Below are 16,896 nucleotides of genomic sequence, written 5' to 3'. Positions count from 1 at the left end.
CTTCCTTCGTACTCACCCGAGAGACTCTCTCAGGCTTTCCTCCGGGCGCTTCCCTTCGGTGTTTCCGACTCTATCAGACCTTTTCTCGGCCCGATTTCCTCGGTGCTTTCCAGGTTCCCGCTCTCGCGTTTCCCTTTCCGGCGGCTCCGACTTTATCAGAGATTCTGAGTCGGAATTTCCACCCTGCCGGGGCCGGTCCCTGACGCTCGATGGCGCCGGGTTCCCCCGCTGGCGAGCCGTAAACGTACTGGAGCGAGGCGCCCCGATGCAAATCGAGGGGCCTCGCTCCAGGTTCATCTGCGGGAGGACTTGACGGTCTGTCAGACCTCAACCACCACGGGCAGGATCATCGGCCTGCGCCGGTAGGTGTCCGAGACCCACTTGCCGAGGGTCCGCCGGATGAGCTGTTGCAGCTGGTGGGGCTCGACCACGCCGTCCTGCGCGGACCGCTCCAGCACCTCCGTGATCTTCGGGATCACATCGCCGAACGCCGAGTCGTCGATGCCCGAGCCACGGGCCTGCATATGGGGGCCGCCCGTGATCTTGCCCGTCGAGGCGTCCACCACCACGAAGACCGAGATGATGCCCTCGTCGCCGAGGATCTTGCGGTCCTTGAGGGCCGGCTCCCCCACGTCACCGACCGAGAGGCCGTCGACGTACACGTATCCGGCCTGGACCTTGCCGGAGATCCTCGCCTTGCCCTCGACGAGGTCGACGGCGATGCCGTCCTCGGCGATGACGATCCGGTCGTGCGGGACACCCGTGAGCGCGCCCAGTTCGGCGTTCGCCCGCAGATGGCGCCATTCGCCGTGGACCGGCATCAGGTTCTTCGGGCGGCAGATGTTGTAGAAGTACAGCAGCTCGCCCGCGGACGCGTGGCCGGAGACGTGCACCTTGGCGTTGCCCTTGTGGACGACGTTGGCGCCCCAGCGGGTCAGGCCGTTGATCACGCGGTACACCGCGTTCTCGTTGCCGGGGATCAGCGAGGACGCCAGGATCACCGTGTCGCCCTGGACGATGCGGATCTGGTGGTCCCGGTTCGCCATCCGCGACAGGGCCGCCATCGGCTCGCCCTGCGAACCCGTGCACACGAGCACGACCTCGCCGTCGGGCAGGTCGTCCAGTGTCTTGACGTCCACCACCAGACCGGGCGGCACCTTCAGGTATCCGAGGTCCCGGGCGATGCCCATGTTGCGGACCATGGAGCGGCCCACGAAGGCGACCCGGCGGCCGTACTCGTGCGCGGCGTCCAGAATCTGCTGAATGCGGTGGACGTGGCTGGCGAAACTCGCCACGATGATCCGCTTGCGGGCGCCCGCGAAGACCTGGCGCAGGACGTTGGAGATGTCGCGCTCGTGCGGGGTGAACCCGGGGACCTCGGCGTTGGTGGAGTCCGTGAGGAGAAGGTCGATGCCTTCCTCACTCAGCCGTGCGAACGCGTGGAGGTCGGTCAGCCGGTTGTCCAGCGGCAGCTGGTCCATCTTGAAGTCGCCGGTGTGGACGACCATGCCGGCGGGGGTCCGGATCGCGACCGCGAGAGCGTCCGGAATGGAGTGGTTGACCGCGATGAACTCGCAGTCGAAGGGGCCGACCCGCTCCCGCCCGCCCTCGGCGACCTCGAGGGTGTAGGGACGGATGCGGTGCTCCTGGAGCTTCGCCTCGATCAGCGCGAGGGTCAGCTTGGAGCCGATCAGCGGGATGTCCGGCTTCTCCCGCAGCAGGTACGGGACACCTCCGATGTGATCCTCGTGGCCGTGTGTGAGGACGATGCCCTCCACGTCGTCCAGACGATCACGGATCGACGAGAAGTCGGGCAGGATCAGGTCGATTCCGGGCTGCTCCTCCTCCGGGAAGAGCACTCCGCAGTCGACGATCAGCAGACGGCCGCCGTACTCGAAGACGGTCATGTTCCGGCCGATTTCCCCGAGGCCGCCGAGCGGGGTGACCCTCAGGCCGCCTTCAGGGAGCTTCGGCGGCGGGCCGAGTTCAGGATGCGGATGACTCAAAAGACTCTCCTCACCACGCACGCCACGTACCGGTAGGGGCACGTGGCGCGCGTGACGTTCGTGCAAAAGCAATTGTTGTGGTGGGTGCAGGCACCTTGGTCCTGCCTATTCAGTTGTGAAGTCTTTGTCAGAGCTCTACCCCGCCGGCGGCAAGATCGATCTTGAGCTGGGCGGTCTCCTCGGGCGAGAGCTCGACCATGGGCGGGCGCAGCGGTCCCGCGGGCAGCCCCTGGAGCGCGAGCGCGGCCTTGGTGGTCATGACGCCCTGGGTGCGGAACATGCCGGTGAAGACCGGGAGCAGCTTCTGGTGGATCTCCAGGGCCTTCTGGACGTCGCCGCTGACGTGGGCCTCGGCCATCGCCCGCAGCTCGGGCGTGACGACATGGCCCACGACCGAGACGAAGCCCACCGCGCCCACCGAGAGCAGGGGGAGGTTGAGCATGTCGTCGCCGGAGTACCAGGCGAGGCCGGACTGGGCGATGGCCCAGCTGGCGCGGCCGAGGTCGCCCTTGGCGTCCTTGTTGGCGACGATCCGGGGGTGCTCGGCGAGGCGGACGATCGTCTCGGTGGTGATCGGGACGCCGCTGCGGCCCGGGATGTCGTAGAGCATGACCGGCAGCTCGGTGGCGTCGGCGATGGCCTTGAAGTGCCGGTACAGGCCCTCCTGAGGGGGCTTGTTGTAGTACGGCGTCACGGTCAGCAGTCCGTGTGCGCCGGCCTTCTGCGCCGCGCGCGCCAGCTCGATGCTGTGGTGGGTGTCGTTGGTGCCGACACCGGCCACGATGTGGGCGCGGTCGCCGACCGCCTCCAGGACGGCTCGGACGAGCTCCGATTTCTCCGCGTCGCTGGTGGTGGGGGACTCGCCGGTGGTGCCGTTGATGATCAGGCCGTCGTTGCCTGCGTCCACCAGGTGGGTGGCGAGCCGCTGCGCGCCGTCGAGGTCGAGTGCGCCGTCCGCCGTGAACGGCGTGACCATGGCGGTGAGGATCCGCCCGAAGGGGATCTGCGGAGTGGAGGTCGGAGCCATGGCATACACGCTACTCGTTGCTCAGGGCGAGGTCTGCCCTCGGGGTTCGGGGAAAGTCCTGACAAAGGTGGGACCCGGCACTGCCTGCTCGGGGGTTCAAGCAGTGCCGGGTCCGTTTGATCAGGCTAGATGAACTTCTCGAAATGCCGCAATACGGACACTTCGCTCGGCTGACCGCACATCTGTGCCCGGCCGGTGAACAGGCGCTGCATTACGGGGCCACGCGCCCGTTGGCGTTGAAGGCGGCGTAGGTGAGGGGCATGAGCCTGGCCCACTCCGCCTCCATCTTCTCGCCGACCATCTCGATCTCCCGCTGCGGGAAGGAGGGCACCCTGGCCAGCTCGTGCTGGGTGCGCAGGCCGAGGAAGTGCATGAGCGAGCGGGCGTTGCAGGTCGCGTACATCGACGAGAACAGGCCGACCGGGAGGACCGAACGGGCGACCTCGCGGGCGACACCGGCCGCGAGCATCTCCCGGTACGCCTCGTACGCGTGCACGTACGCGTCCTCCATGACGCGGCCGACCAGCTCCTGCTGCGCCTGGGTGCCCTCGACGAACCGGTACTGGCCGGGGCGGCCCTGCTGCACGAGCTTGCGGGACTCGTCGGGGACGTAGAAGACGGGCTGGAGCTCGCGGTAGCGCCCGCTCTCCTCGTTGTACGACCAGCCCACGCGGTGCCGCATGAACTCGCGGAAGACGAAGATCGGGGCGCTGATGAAGAACGTCATCGAGTTGTGCTCGAACGGGCTGCCGTGCCGGTCCCGCATCAGATAGTTGATCAGCCCCTTGGAGCGCTCCGGGTCCTTCCCCAGCTCGTCGAGGGACTGCTCGCCGGCGGTGGAGACACGGGCGGCCCACAGCACATCGGAGTCGGCGGCGCTGTGCTTGACCAGCTCGACGGTGACATCGCTGCGGAAGCTGGGCTTGAGGTCGTCGGCGGGGGTGTCGGTCACGGCGTAGAAGGTCCTTCCCATCACAAGCTCGGGCGGCGCCCACTCTACGGCCCGGCACCGACAACGGGGCGTTCGGTGCCGGGCCACGACATTAGTCGGCGAAGTTCGGCGAAATCGGCGAAAGAGGGCACCTTCCGGCGCCTCCGTGCGTCTGTATGAGTGACGACGCCCCGTTCGGGTCACCCGGTCTTCAGCAAGCCCGGGGAACCCCGGTCCCTACGAGCCAGCAAGAGGAGAAGCGCTCCCCATGTTCCGTCGGCGCGAACCCGTACCGTTCGCCTTCCTCGCCGAAGCCGACCCCTTCCGCAGCAATGTCACTCCCCCGCCCCGCGAGCGTGCCTCGGTCGGTCAGATGGCCGGGCGCTGGCTGATGGGGCTCACCATCGTGGCCGGCCTCGTGGGCGCCCTGGTCATAGGCACGCCCTCGATGGCGCACCAGTCACCCACGGCCACGCAGCACTCCGAGGCCTCGGACGGACGCTGACGCTCCGCCCGGCCGGCGGGGAGGCACTCCCCCGGCCCCCCAAGGGTGGTGACCAAGGACACGGCTCGATAGCCTCACCGGGCACAGCCCCATGAGCGAGTGAGGATCAGCCGTGCCCCTGTCCTTTCTGACGGCCGACCGTGCTTACGAGCAGGCAGCGGACGATCTTCCGCTGCCGTACGACGACCGCGACCGCTGGCGGCGCCCCTACCGTCCCGGTCCCGTGCGGGTGGGCACGGCCGCGCTCCTGCTGCTCCTGGCCTCTTACGTGCTCTTCGCTGCCGTCGTCATCGCACTCACCGGCACGCTGACCGGGTCCGCCACGGTCCTCGCCATCGCGCTGGCCGTCGTCGCCGGAGCCCTGCGGCTGCTGCGCATGGGTGTGTGGGTGAGCGCGCGCGGGCTGCGCCGGGTGGCCTTCTTCGGCACGCGCACGACGCCCTGGGAGCGGGTCGTCTCGGTGCGGACGGTGCAGCAGCCGGTGCGCTGGCTCGGGCTTCCGCGCACGGTGCAGGGGCAGGCGCTGGTCCTCGTACGCAAGGGCCGTCCGGCCGAGGACCTCCCGCCCCTGCTGACCACGCACGGCGCCGACTTCCTGGCGCGCCCGGAGGCTTTCGACCGGGCGGCGGACACGGTCGAGGCGTGGGCCGCGGAGTACGGCAGGGCCTGAGGCGCCACCGGGCCCGAGGCGCTACGCCGAAGGGGCCGTCCCGCCGATGCGGGACGGCCCCTTCGGCGTCTCAGGGCGCGACCGGCCTGCCCTCGCGCAGGGCGATCGCCCGCTGCATCGCCTTGCGCGCGCGGGGCGTGTCATGGGCGTCGTGGTAGGCGATGGCCAGCCGGAACCAGCTGCGCCAGTCGTCCGGGGCCGCCTCCGTCTCCGCCCTGCGCCGGGCGAAGACCTCGTCGGCCGAGTCCCGGTCGATCCGGCCGCTGGGAGTGCGCCTGAGCTCGTCGACGGGCAGACCGCCCTCGGCGTCCAGCTCGGCGGCGAGCCGGTTGGCCTTGCGGACGAACCGGGTGTTCTGCCACAGGAACCAGACGCCGATGACCGGCAGGATCAGTACCGCGATGCCGAAGGGAACGGTGACCGCGGTGCCGTTCTGGATCAGGAGCACGCCGCGGCTGCCGACCAGGACGAAGTAGACGACCAGGACGGCGGCCGTGACGGCGTAGGTGATCTTCGCGCGCATGGACGGCTACTTCAGGTCGAGGAAGTGTTCCAGGCCGAAGGTGAGGCCCGGGGTGGTCACGACGCGGCGGGCGCCGAGCAGGACGCCCGGCATGAAGCTGCTGTGGTGCAGCGAGTCATGGCGGATGGTGAGGGTCTCGCCCTCGCCGCCGAGCAGCACCTCCTGATGAGCGAGCAGGCCGCGCAGGCGGACCGCGTGCACCGGGACGCCGTCGACGTCGGCCCCGCGGGCGCCGTCCAGGGCCGTCACCGTCGCGTCGGGCTGCGGGGGGCTGCCCGCCTTCTGCCGCGCGGCGGCGATCAGCTGCGCGGTGCGCGTGGCGGTGCCGCTGGGGGCGTCGACCTTGTTCGGGTGGTGCAGCTCGATGACCTCGACGGACTCGAAGTACGGGGCGGCCGCCTCGGCGAACTTCATGGTCAGCACGGCGCCGATGGAGAAGTTCGGGGCGATGAGGACGCCCGTCTCCGGCGACTGGGCCAGCCAGCCCCGCAGCTGTGCGAGGCGCTCGTCGGTCCAGCCCGTCGTGCCCACCACGGCGTGGATGCCGTGCCGTACGCAGAAGTCGAGGTTGCCCATCACCGAGGCCGGCGTGGTCAGCTCCACCGCCACCTGGGCACCCGTGTCGACGAGGGTCTCCAGCCTGTCGCCCCGGCCGAGGGCGGCCACCAGTTCCATGTCCTCGGCGGATTCGACGGCCCGTACCGCCTCCGCACCGATCCGGCCCTTGGCGCCCAGGACCGCCACGCGCAGCTTGCTCATCTCTCTTGCTTCCTTACCGCAGGGGATTACGCGACCGCGTCGTGCAGACGGGACGCCTGCTTGTCCTTCACCGGGCCGATGACCGACAGCGAGGGCCGCTGTCCGAGGACGTCCCGGGCCACCGACCGGACGTCGTCCGGGGTGACCCCCGCTATCCGCGCCAGCATGTCGTCCACGGACATCTGGTCGCCCCAGCACAGCTCGCTCTTGCCGATACGGTTCATCAGCGCGCCGGTGTCCTCCAGCCCGAGGACCGTGGAGCCGCGCAGCTGACCGATGGCGCGGGTGATCTCGTCGTCCGACAGACCGTGCTCGGCCACATGGTCCAGCTCGTCCCGGCAGATCTTCAGCACGTCGTGCACCTGGTTCGGGCGGCAGCCCGCGTACACGCCGAAGAGGCCGCAGTCGGCGAAACCGGACGTGTACGAGTACACGCTGTAGGCCAGGCCCCGCTTCTCCCGGACCTCCTGGAACAGGCGGGACGACATGCCGCCGCCGAGCGCCGTGTTCAGCACCCCGAGGGCCCAGCGGCGCTCGTCGGTGCGGGCGAGGCCGGGCATGCCGAGGACGACGTGCGCCTGCTCGGTCTTGCGGGACAGCAGCTCGACCCGGCCGGCGGTGCGGATGGCCCGGCGGCCGTCGCGCGGTCCGAGGGGCGCGGCGTCCGACTGCGTGAGTGCCCCGGCCTTCTCGAAAGCGGCACGCACCTGGCGTACGACCTTGTTGTGGTCGACGTTGCCGGCGCACGCGACCACCAGGTGCCTGGGGTCGTAGTGCTTCCGGTAGAAGCGGCGGATACGGTCCGCGGACAGGGCGTTGACCGTGTCCACCGTGCCGAGGACCGGGCGGCCGAGCGGGGTGTCGCCGAGCATCGTGTGCGCGAACAGGTCGTGCACACAGTCACCCGGGTCGTCCTCCGTCATCGCGATTTCCTCGAGGATCGCGCCGCGTTCGACGTCGACGTCCTCCTCGCGGATCAGTGAGCCGGTGAGCATGTCGCAGACGACGTCGATCGCCAGCGGCAGGTCGGTGTCGAGCACGCGCGCGTAGTAGCACGTGTACTCCTTCGCCGTGAACGCGTTCATCTCGCCGCCGACCGCGTCGATCGCGGACGAGATGTCCAGCGCACTGCGCCGCTGGGTGCCCTTGAAGAGAAGGTGCTCGAGGTAGTGCGTGGCACCGTTCAGGGCCGGCGTCTCGTCGCGGGAGCCGACGTGCGCCCAGATGCCGAAGGTGGCGGAGCGCACCGAGGGCAGGGTCTCGGTCACGACGCGCAGCCCACCCGGAAGGGTGGTCTTGCGGACGGTACCGATGCCGTTCATGCCCTTGATGAGAGTTTGGGTACGGGCGACGGCCCGCGCCTCCGGGGAGGTGCGGGCCGTCGCCTTGGAGCCACGGGACGTCACTTGTCGGTGTCGTCCTTCGTCTCGTCGGACGCTTCCTCGCCCTCGATCACCGGGATGAGGGAGAGCTTGCCGCGGGAGTCGATCTCGGCGATCTCGACCTGGACCTTCTGGCCCACGCCGACCACGTCCTCGACGTTCTCCACGCGCTTGCCGCCGGCGAGCTTGCGGATCTGCGAGATGTGCAGCAGACCGTCCTTGCCCGGGAGCAGCGAGACGAACGCGCCGAAGGTGGTCGTCTTCACGACCGTGCCCAGGTAGCGCTCGCCGACCTCCGGCATGGTCGGGTTGGCGATGGCGTTGATCGCCGCGCGGGCGGCCTCGGCGGACGGGCCGTCGGCCGCGCCGATGTAGATCGTGCCGTCGTCCTCGATGGTGATCTCGGCGCCGGAGTCCTCCTGGATCTGGTTGATCATCTTGCCCTTGGGGCCGATGACCTCACCGATCTTGTCGACCGGGATCTTGACGGTGATGATCCGCGGGGCGGTCGGGGACATCTCGTCCGGACGGTCGATGGCCTCCGTCATCACGTCGAGGATGTGCAGACGCGCGTCACGGGCCTGCTTCAGCGCGGCGGCCAGGACCGAGGCCGGGATGCCGTCCAGCTTGGTGTCGAGCTGGAGGGCGGTCACGAACTCCTTGGTGCCGGCGACCTTGAAGTCCATGTCGCCGAAGGCGTCCTCGGCGCCGAGGATGTCGGTCAGCGTCACGTAGTGCGTCTCGCCGTCGATCTCCTGGGAGATCAGGCCCATGGCGATACCGGCGACCGGGGCCTTCAGCGGCACACCGGCGTTCAGCAGCGACATGGTGGAGGCGCACACCGAGCCCATGGACGTCGAGCCGTTGGAGCCGAGGGCCTCGGACACCTGACGGATCGCGTAGGGGAACTCCTCGCGCGACGGCAGGACCGGGACCAGGGCGCGCTCGGCGAGGGCGCCGTGGCCGATCTCGCGGCGCTTCGGGGAGCCGACGCGGCCGGTCTCACCCGTGGAGTACGGCGGGAAGTTGTAGTTGTGCATGTAGCGCTTGCGCGTCACCGGGGAGAGGGTGTCGAGCTGCTGCTCCATGCGCAGCATGTTCAGCGTGGTGACGCCCAGGATCTGGGTCTCGCCGCGCTCGAACAGCGCCGAGCCGTGCACCCGCGGGATGGCCTCGACCTCGGCGGCCAGGGTGCGGATGTCGGTGACACCGCGGCCGTCGATGCGCTTCTTCTCCTTGATGACGCGCTCGCGGACCAGCTGCTTGGTCAGCGCGCGGTACGCGGCGGAGATCTCCTTCTCGCGGCCCTCGAACTCCGGCAGGAGCTTCTCGGCGGCGAGCTGCTTGACGCGGTCCAGCTCGCTCTCGCGCTCCTGCTTGCCGGCGATGGTGAGCGCCTGGGCCAGCTCGGGGCGGACGGCGGCGGTCAGCGCCTCCAGGACGTCGTCCTGGTAGTCGAGGAAGATCGGGAACTCGGCGGTCGGCTTGGCGGCCTTCGCGGCGAGGTCCGCCTGGGCCTTGCAGAGCACCTTGATGAAGGGCTTCGCGGCGTCCAGACCGGCGGCGACGACCTCCTCGGTGGGCGCCTCGGCGCCGTTCTGGGTGAGCTTGATGGTCTGCTCGGTGGCCTCGGCCTCGACCATCATGATCGCGACGTCGCCGTCCTCCAGGACGCGGCCCGCGACGACCATGTCGAAGACGGCGTTCTCCAGCTCGGAGTGCGTCGGGAAGGCGACCCACTGGCCGCTGATCAGCGCGACGCGGACGCCGCCGATCGGGCCGGAGAAGGGCAGACCTGCCAGCTGCGTGGACGCGGACGCGGCGTTGATCGCCACGACGTCGTACAGGTGGTCGGGGTTGAGCGCCATGACGGTGGCGACGACCTGGATCTCGTTGCGCAGGCCCTTCTTGAAGGACGGGCGCAGCGGGCGGTCGATGAGCCGGCAGGTGAGGATGGCGTCCTCGGACGGACGGCCCTCACGGCGGAAGAAGGAACCGGGGATCTTCCCGGCCGCGTACATCCGCTCCTCGACGTCGACCGTCAGCGGGAAGAAGTCGAGCTGGTCCTTGGGGCTCTTGGACGCGGTGGTGGCCGACAGGACCATCGTGTCGTCGTCCAGATACGCGACGGCGGAGCCGGCGGCCTGCTTGGCCAGGCGGCCCGTCTCGAAGCGGATGGTACGGGTGCCGAAAGAGCCGTTGTCGATGACGGCCTCGGCGTAGTGGGTCTCGTTCTCCACTAGCGTTTTCTCCTCGTCTTCGTCCCTGGCTGCCCGTGTGGCAGGGGGACGCTGGCGGAGAAGCGCGCCGTCTGGTGCGGGCCGGTCTTCGATCGAAGCACCCGGGGCTCACTTCCCCCCGGGGGCCACTACCGAGGACCGGCGGCGGCGAGGTGCGCTTCTCCTCGTTCGGTGTGCGGGTTCGCGCCCGGTGCCTCCGGGCGCCACTCTCACGGTGTCGTACGTCTTCTTGCGTTGTGCTACCACACTACAAAGCGGTAGTGACAGTCCGCACGTACAGCAAAGGGAGCGGCCCCCTTCGCACGGGAACCGCTCCCTTCACGGCGTCTTACTTGGCGCCGCCGGCCGCACCGCGGCGGATGCCGAGGCGGTCGACCAGCGTACGGAAGCGCTGGATGTCCTTCTTGGCCAGGTACTGCAGCAGGCGGCGACGCTGACCGACCAGGATCAGCAGACCACGGCGGGAGTGGTGGTCGTGCTTGTGGGTCTTGAGGTGCTCGGTCAGGTCCGAGATACGGCGGGACAGCAGCGCGACCTGGACCTCGGGGGAGCCGGTGTCGCCCTCCTTGGTACCGAACTCGGCCATGATCTGCTTCTTCGTAGCGGCGTCGAGCGACACGCGTACTCCTCGTAGTCTTCATGAATGCCACCGAGCGCTCCTGGTCTTCTTCTCAGGAGAACTTCCATGACTCGGAAGGCGGGGATCCGCTGGGCGCGGCCTCCAGATCCCTGACGGCCCCTTGGGGGGCTTGGGCGGGGTCCGGGGGTGCGTACACAAACGGCCGTCACACAGCGTACCAGCCCCGCAGCGGCAGCCCGGCCCGGGTCCGGGACGAGGGCTAGGGGGCCATCAGGCCTCAGGCCACACCGGCCACCGGCCACCGGCCACCGGCCACCGGCCACCGGCGGCAGAGTCTCAGCAGCCGGAAGCCGAAGCCCGTGGCGGCAAGCCCGACGACGCAAGTCTCACATCCCCGGCAGCTCTCGCTCGCCCCTGCGCCATCGGCCGCCGAGCGGCCCTCAGACCCCGCCCCGGACCTTGCCGTAGACGTCGAGGACGGCCAGGCAGACCGGGACCAGGGACAGCAGCACCAGGGAGTCCGCGAGATCGAGCATGCGGCCCCAGAACGGGGAGAGCCCCTTCTGCGGCACGATCAGGGCGATCGCGATGAGGAGCAGCACACCGGCCGCGACCGAGGCGCCGAGCCACAGGGTCCGTATGTCCACGGGACCGGAGTTGCCCTGGGCGAGCTCGATGAGGATGTCGGTCGGGGGCGAGATGGCGAGGCCCAGGACCAGCAGGCCGAGCGTGACGACACCGGCCACGAACAGGCACGTCACCTGGGCGGTGTACCGGAACAGGCGGGCCCGCAGCATCGCGGCGAGGCCGGAGCAGAGGGCGAGCAGCTGGGCCCAGCCGCTGTCACTGAAGCCGAGCACCGCTCCACTCGCGCCGATGACGACGGCGGCACAGCCGCCGACCAGCCCGAGCAGCAGTTCGTGGCCCCGGCTGGTCTGGGCGACGATGCGCTGGACGTCGACGGCCTCCAGGTCGCCCTCCTGGCCCTCGCGACGCGCCCGGGCCAGGTCCTCCGGGTTGCGGAAACCGATGGGCAGCTTGGCGAAGCGAGCCGACCAGCCGGGCAGGAAACCGACGACGGCCAGCGCGACGACCGAGGTGCCCGCGGCGATCTCGCGTGGCTTCGCGCCGGTGAGCACACCGCAGAAGACCGCGAGTGTGCCGATCGCGGCGGCCAGCGCTGCGGCCACGAAGGGCGCGTCTCCCTGCGGCAGCAGCATGATCAGCACGATGGAGCAGAGCAGCACGGCGACGCAGCCGACGAGGAACTGGATCCTGCCGGGACCATCACCCGCGTGCTGGGGGATGACACCGGAGCCCGCGATGAGTGCGTGCGGCAGGGCCGAGACGCCGAGTGCGACGGCGGACCCACGATCGTCGTACACCCTGGCCCGCACACCGGCCAGTGCCGTCAGGGCGAGTGCGACCACGCCGGCGAGGATGCCCTGAAGGCCGTGCATGTCGTGCCGTACCGGATCCGCGAACCAGAAGACGAAGCCCAGCATGACCAGCAGCAGCGCGCCGGAGACGAGACCGGCCATCCGCATCAGGTTGTCGTTCCAGCTGCGCATGTCCTGCTTGACCGCGGCCGCGATCGCGTCCACCACGTCGTCGTGAACGGCCGGCGGCAGCGAATCGGCGAAGGTCCGCAGCAGCAGCACTTCGCCGTCGCGGACCCGGTGCTCGAGCAACGACCGGCTCGCGTCGAGCACTTGGCCCTCACGGCGTACGAGGTGGTAGCCGGCAGGGCTGGTCTCCGGCTGGACCAGGCCCGAGAGCCTCACGATCTCGGGAAAGAGGTCCTGGATCGGCAGGTCCTCCGGCAGCGCGACATCGACACGGCTGTCCGGCGCTGCGATGGTGATTCGGCAGAAACCTGTCGAAGTCCCCGTGCTCACCTGGTAGTTCCCTCTGCTAGACAAGGCTTCTTCACGTCATTTTCACGTCTTCACGCCGCATGTGCGACACGGAGCGCCACCCTATCCGCTGCCGCCGGAGGCACAGGGCCTGCCTACCTCTTTTCCCCCAGGACCCCCCAGGCATCTCCATCGTCCTGACGCTCTGGGCCACTTCCCGCATCAGTAGGATCAACGCCTGCGCGGACGACGCCTACGCGAACGAGAACAGGTCGCGATACACGGGGGCGTCGGTGCCAAGACGTATCAATCGCGAAGGATGAGTGCATCGGTGAGCGTCGTCATCATCAAACGACCGCCGCGGACAGCGCCCCCGGTCGTCCCGGACGGCGAGGTCAGACTCGAGGCGCCGCCCGAGATTCCGCGAGAGGGCGAAGAGAGCATGCTGATGACCCTGCTGCCCATGATGGGCATGCTGGGTTCCGTCGGCTTCTTCTTCATGCCGGGTCTGCCCTCCTACATGAGGGTGGTCGGCGGGCTGATGCTGGCCTCGACCCTGGCCATGGCGATCGCCCAGTTCGCCAAGTCCCGGCAGGGCGGCGGCGCCGGTATGGCCCAGGACCGGCGTGACTATTTCCGCTATCTCGAGCAGGTCCGCAAGGACGTGCACAAGACCGCCGATCTGCAGCGGCGCAGCCAGCTCTTCCAGCATCCCGATCCCGAGCAGCTGTGGGCGCTCGCGGTCGACGGCAGGCGGCTGTGGGAGCGGCGCCCGACCGACGCGGACTTCGCCTCCGTGCGGATAGGCCGCGGCACCCAGCAGCTGAACACTCCGCTCGTCGCCCCGGAGACCGCGCCCAAGGAGGAGCTCGAGCCGCTGACCGCGGCGGCCATGAAGGCCTTCCTCGACGCCCACGGCAGCCTGTCCGATCTGCCCGTCTCCGTCTCGCTGCGCGCCTTCTACCACGTGACGGTGTGCGGAGACACCGACACGGTCTACGGCAACGCCCGTGCCACCCTCGCCCAGCTGACGACGCTGCATTCGCCGGAGGACCTGATGGTCGCCGTGGTGGCGCACCCCTCCGCGGCCGCCGACTGGGACTGGATCAAGTGGCTTCCGCACACCCAGCACCCGAAGGCCAAGGACGGAGCGGGCTCGGCCCGGCTCCTCTTCGACGACCTCGGGGAGCTGGAGGAGGCGCTGGCGGACCAGCTGGCCGACAGGCCCCGCTGGAACCGGGACGCGACCCCGGTGTACGACCAGCCGCACCTGATCGTGCTGCTCGACGGCGGCACGGTGCCGCCGGACTCGGAACTGGCCAGTGTCGAGGGCCTCCAGGGCGTCACCTTCCTCGAGATCGCCCCGGGCGAGCTGGAGGAGGAACTGCGCGCCGGTCTGACGGTCTATGTGAAGCCCGACAGCATGCGGCTGTACGTCGGCCACGAGTCCGCCTACACCGGCAAGCCCGATGTGCTGAACGCGGCGCAGGCCGAGTCCCTGGCCCGGCAGCTCGCGCCCTTCCGGGTCGGCACCGCGGAGGAGGGTGAACCCCTCCTGTCCAACCTGGACTTCACCGACCTCATGGGCATCGGAGACGCGGGCGCCGTCGACGTCTCGCGCACCTGGCGTCCGCGCACGCTGCACGAACGGCTGCGCGTGCCGATCGGTGTCGGCGAGAACGGCGAGCCGGTCATGCTCGACCTCAAGGAGGCCTCGCAGGAGGGTATGGGCCCGCATGGCCTGTGCGTCGGCGCGACCGGCTCCGGCAAGTCGGAGCTCCTGCGTACGCTGGTGCTCGGTCTGGCGGTGACGCACTCCTCGGAGACCCTGAACTTCATCCTCGCGGACTTCAAGGGCGGTGCGACCTTCGCGGGCATGGCGGACATGCCGCACACCGCGGCCGTCATCACCAACCTCGCGGACGACCTCACGCTCGTCGACCGTATGCGCGACGCCATCACGGGTGAGATGCAGCGCCGTCAGGAGCTGCTGCGCACGGCGGGCAACTACGCCAACCTGCACGACTACGAGAAGGCCCGGGCGGCGGGTGCCGCCCTGGAGCCGATGGCCTCGCTGGTGATCGTGCTCGACGAGTTCTCCGAGCTCCTCACCGCCAAGCCGGACTTCATCGACATGTTCATCCAGATCGGCCGTATCGGCCGCTCGCTGGGTGTGCATCTGCTGCTGGCGTCGCAGCGCCTGGAGGAGGGCAAGCTGCGCGGTCTGGACACCTATCTGTCCTACCGCATCGGTCTGCGCACCTTCTCCGCCGCCGAGTCCCGTACGGCGATCGGTGTCCCTGACGCCTACCACCTGCCGTCGATCCCCGGCTCGGGCTATCTGCGGTACGACACCGACACCATGGTCCGCTTCAAGGCCGCGTACGTGTCGGGTCCTTACCACGGCGAGGGCCCCTCCCGGGTGCACCGCTCCACCCAGCTGCGGCCCGCGCTGTTCACGGCCGGACATGTGGCGCTGCCCGCGCAGCCGGTGGTCGAGGAGCCGGAGGCCGGCAGCGGGGTGGACGACGCGCTCGCCGACACCGTCCTGGACGTCATCGTGGGCAGGATGGTCAACCAGGGACCGCCCGCCCACCAGGTGTGGCTGCCCCCGCTCGAGGAGGCGCCCTCGCTGGACCAGCTTCTCCCCCAGCTGGCCGTCACCCCGGAGCGCGGCCTGACCGCGCCGGAGTACACGGCCCTCGGCCGGCTCAATGTGCCGGTCGGCCTGGTGGACAAGCCGTTCGAGCAGCGCCGCGACGTGCTGTACCGGGACTTCTCCGGCGGTGCGGGCCACGGTCTGTTCATCGGCGGTCCGCAGTCCGGCAAGTCGACTCTGCTGCGCACGCTCATCTCGTCGTTCGCCCTCACCCACACGCCGGCCGAGGTGCAGTTCTACTGCCTGGACTTCGGCGGTGGCAGCCTGATCGCGATGGAGGAGCTGGCCCACGTGGGCGGGGTGGCCAACCGGCTCGACGCGGAGAAGGTGCGCCGCACGGTCAGCGAGGTCGAAGGCATCCTGAACACGCGCGAGGAGTACTTCCGCGCCAACAACATCGACTCGATCCAGACGTACCGCCAGCGCAGGGCCGCGGGGCTGCTGCCCGACCAGCCCTGGGGCGACGTCTTCCTCGTCATCGACGGCTGGGCGACCTTCAAGATGGACTACGAGCTGCTGGAGGCGGCCGTCACCGACATCGCGACGCGCGGTCTCGGCTTCGGTGTGCACGTGATCCTCACCGCCAGCCGCTACACCGAAGTGCGGCCCGCGCTCAAGGACATGCTGCAGAACCGCATCGAGCTGCGGCTCGGCGACCCGACCGAGTCGGAGATCGACCGCAAGGTCGCCCAGAACGTTCCCAGCACCATGCCCGGCCGCGGCCTCAGCCTGGACAAGCTGCACTTCATGACGGCGCTGCCCCGGGTCGACGGCTCCTCGGAGACGAAGGACCTGTCGGAGGCGACGACGATCCTGGTCCGCGGCGTCAACGACAACTGGCAGGGCAGCCACGCTCCCGCCGTACGGCTGCTGCCCACCCTGCTCCCGGCGGACCGGCTGCCCCAGGGGTTCCAGCACCCGGAGCGCGGTGTCGCCATCGGCATCGACGAGTCGGCCCTCGCGCCGGTCTTCGTCGACTTCGAGACCGACCCGCACTTCATCGTGTTCGGCGAGAGCGAGTCCGGGAAGTCGGCGGTGCTCAGGCTGCTCATCAAGCAGATCACCGAGCGCTACAGCCCGGACAAGGCGAAGATCGTCATGGGTGACTACCGACGCGCCCACCTGGAGGGCGTGCCGGAGTCGCACCTGTCGCGCTACTGCGCGTCGGCGCCCGCCCTGACGGAGACGCTGGAGGGCCTGGCCGGCTCCATGCACCGCCGTATGCCGGGCCCGGACGTCACACCCGAGCAGCTGCGCAACCGCAGCTGGTACAGCAGCCCGGACGCGTTCGTCATCATCGACGACTACGACCTGGTAGCGACGGGCATGAACCCGCTGTCCCCGCTGCTCGAGTACCTTCCCTTCGCGCGTGACATCGGCCTGCGCGTCATCATCGCGCGTTCCTCGGGCGGCGCCAGCCGGTCGCTGTACGAGCCGGTGATGCAGCGCCTGCGGGAGCTGGGCGCCCAGGGCATCGTGCTCTCCGGCGACCGGTCGGAGGGCGCGCTGCTCGGCAACATCACACCGTCGCAGCTGCCGCCCGGACGCGGGTACTTCCACACGCGACGGCGTGGGGGGCAGCTGATCCAGACCGGGTGGCTTCCGGCTCGGTTCTGAACTTCCGTCAAGTACGGAGGACCCGGTCGGAGGGGCGGCACCTGCGAGTGCCGCCCCTCCGGCGTATGTGGGGTTGGAGGGGATAGGGCGCCGGGGGGTGGGTCCGGCCCTGGTGCGCCCGCTAGGGTTGCTTGTCGAACA

Annotated in this window: 12 protein-coding genes; 3 read left to right on the top strand and 9 right to left on the bottom strand. The window is 69.5% G+C overall.

Going from position 1 to position 16,896, the window contains the following annotated elements:
- Positions 1-320: 320 nt before the first annotated feature.
- The 3 genes from LZ604_RS28880 to thyX all read right to left on the bottom strand — a co-directional run bounded on the left by LZ604_RS28880 (position 321) and on the right by thyX (position 3,985).
- Positions 321-2,006, bottom strand: a complete 1,686-nt coding sequence (locus LZ604_RS28880; protein ID WP_234518670.1) for a ribonuclease J — start codon at positions 2,004-2,006, stop codon at positions 321-323.
- Positions 2,007-2,133: 127 nt separating this feature from the next.
- A complete protein-coding gene (gene dapA, locus LZ604_RS28875; RefSeq protein WP_234518668.1) occupies positions 2,134-3,033 on the bottom strand; it encodes a 4-hydroxy-tetrahydrodipicolinate synthase in 900 nt (299 codons plus the stop codon).
- Positions 3,034-3,244: 211 nt separating this feature from the next.
- On the bottom strand, positions 3,245-3,985 hold the full coding sequence (gene thyX, locus LZ604_RS28870; protein ID WP_234518666.1) for an FAD-dependent thymidylate synthase: 741 nt from the start codon (positions 3,983-3,985) through the stop codon (positions 3,245-3,247).
- 247 nt (positions 3,986-4,232) lie between these two features.
- On the opposite strand from thyX, the gene LZ604_RS28865 reads away from it, so the two are divergent.
- Both LZ604_RS28865 and LZ604_RS28860 read left to right on the top strand, forming a co-directional pair.
- On the top strand, positions 4,233-4,469 hold the full coding sequence (locus tag LZ604_RS28865; RefSeq protein WP_234518663.1) for a hypothetical protein: 237 nt from the start codon (positions 4,233-4,235) through the stop codon (positions 4,467-4,469).
- Between the two features lie 112 nt (positions 4,470-4,581).
- Positions 4,582-5,139 carry an SCO5741 family PH domain-containing membrane protein gene (locus LZ604_RS28860; protein ID WP_234518662.1) on the top strand — a complete coding sequence of 186 codons (558 nt, stop codon included), beginning with the start codon at positions 4,582-4,584 and terminating at the stop codon, positions 5,137-5,139.
- A gap of 70 nt (positions 5,140-5,209) precedes the next feature.
- Here the strand turns inward: LZ604_RS28860 and LZ604_RS28855 are convergent, their stop codons facing one another.
- The 6 genes from LZ604_RS28855 to eccD form a co-directional block, all read right to left on the bottom strand.
- Positions 5,210-5,662 carry a tetratricopeptide repeat protein gene (locus tag LZ604_RS28855; protein WP_234518660.1) on the bottom strand — a complete coding sequence of 151 codons (453 nt, stop codon included), beginning with the start codon at positions 5,660-5,662 and terminating at the stop codon, positions 5,210-5,212.
- Between the two features lie 6 nt (positions 5,663-5,668).
- Positions 5,669-6,421, bottom strand: a complete 753-nt coding sequence (gene dapB, locus LZ604_RS28850) for a 4-hydroxy-tetrahydrodipicolinate reductase (protein WP_234518658.1) — start codon at positions 6,419-6,421, stop codon at positions 5,669-5,671.
- Between the two features lie 26 nt (positions 6,422-6,447).
- Positions 6,448-7,827: a M16 family metallopeptidase gene (locus LZ604_RS28845; protein ID WP_234518656.1), complete on the bottom strand. Its 1,380-nt coding sequence runs from the start codon at positions 7,825-7,827 to the stop codon at positions 6,448-6,450.
- Positions 7,824-10,043 (bottom strand): polyribonucleotide nucleotidyltransferase, encoded by a 2,220-nt coding sequence (locus LZ604_RS28840; protein WP_234518654.1) that lies wholly within the window; start codon positions 10,041-10,043, stop codon positions 7,824-7,826. The genes LZ604_RS28845 and LZ604_RS28840 overlap by 4 nt, the downstream gene beginning before the upstream one ends.
- Positions 10,044-10,371: 328 nt before the next feature.
- On the bottom strand, positions 10,372-10,662 hold the full coding sequence (gene rpsO, locus LZ604_RS28835; protein ID WP_175409976.1) for a 30S ribosomal protein S15: 291 nt from the start codon (positions 10,660-10,662) through the stop codon (positions 10,372-10,374).
- A gap of 401 nt (positions 10,663-11,063) precedes the next feature.
- Positions 11,064-12,521, bottom strand: a complete 1,458-nt coding sequence (gene eccD, locus LZ604_RS28830) for a type VII secretion integral membrane protein EccD (protein WP_234518652.1) — start codon at positions 12,519-12,521, stop codon at positions 11,064-11,066.
- A gap of 289 nt (positions 12,522-12,810) precedes the next feature.
- On the opposite strand from eccD, the gene eccCa reads away from it, so the two are divergent.
- Positions 12,811-16,755 carry a type VII secretion protein EccCa gene (gene eccCa, locus LZ604_RS28825; protein WP_234518650.1) on the top strand — a complete coding sequence of 1,315 codons (3,945 nt, stop codon included), beginning with the start codon at positions 12,811-12,813 and terminating at the stop codon, positions 16,753-16,755.
- Positions 16,756-16,896 lie beyond the last annotated feature (141 nt).

Origin of the sequence: Streptomyces glomeratus, from assembly GCF_021462825.1 — a bacterium.
GTDB lineage: Bacteria > Actinomycetota > Actinomycetes > Streptomycetales > Streptomycetaceae > Streptomyces > Streptomyces glomeratus.
This window is presented reverse-complemented; position numbering and strand designations above follow the sequence as displayed.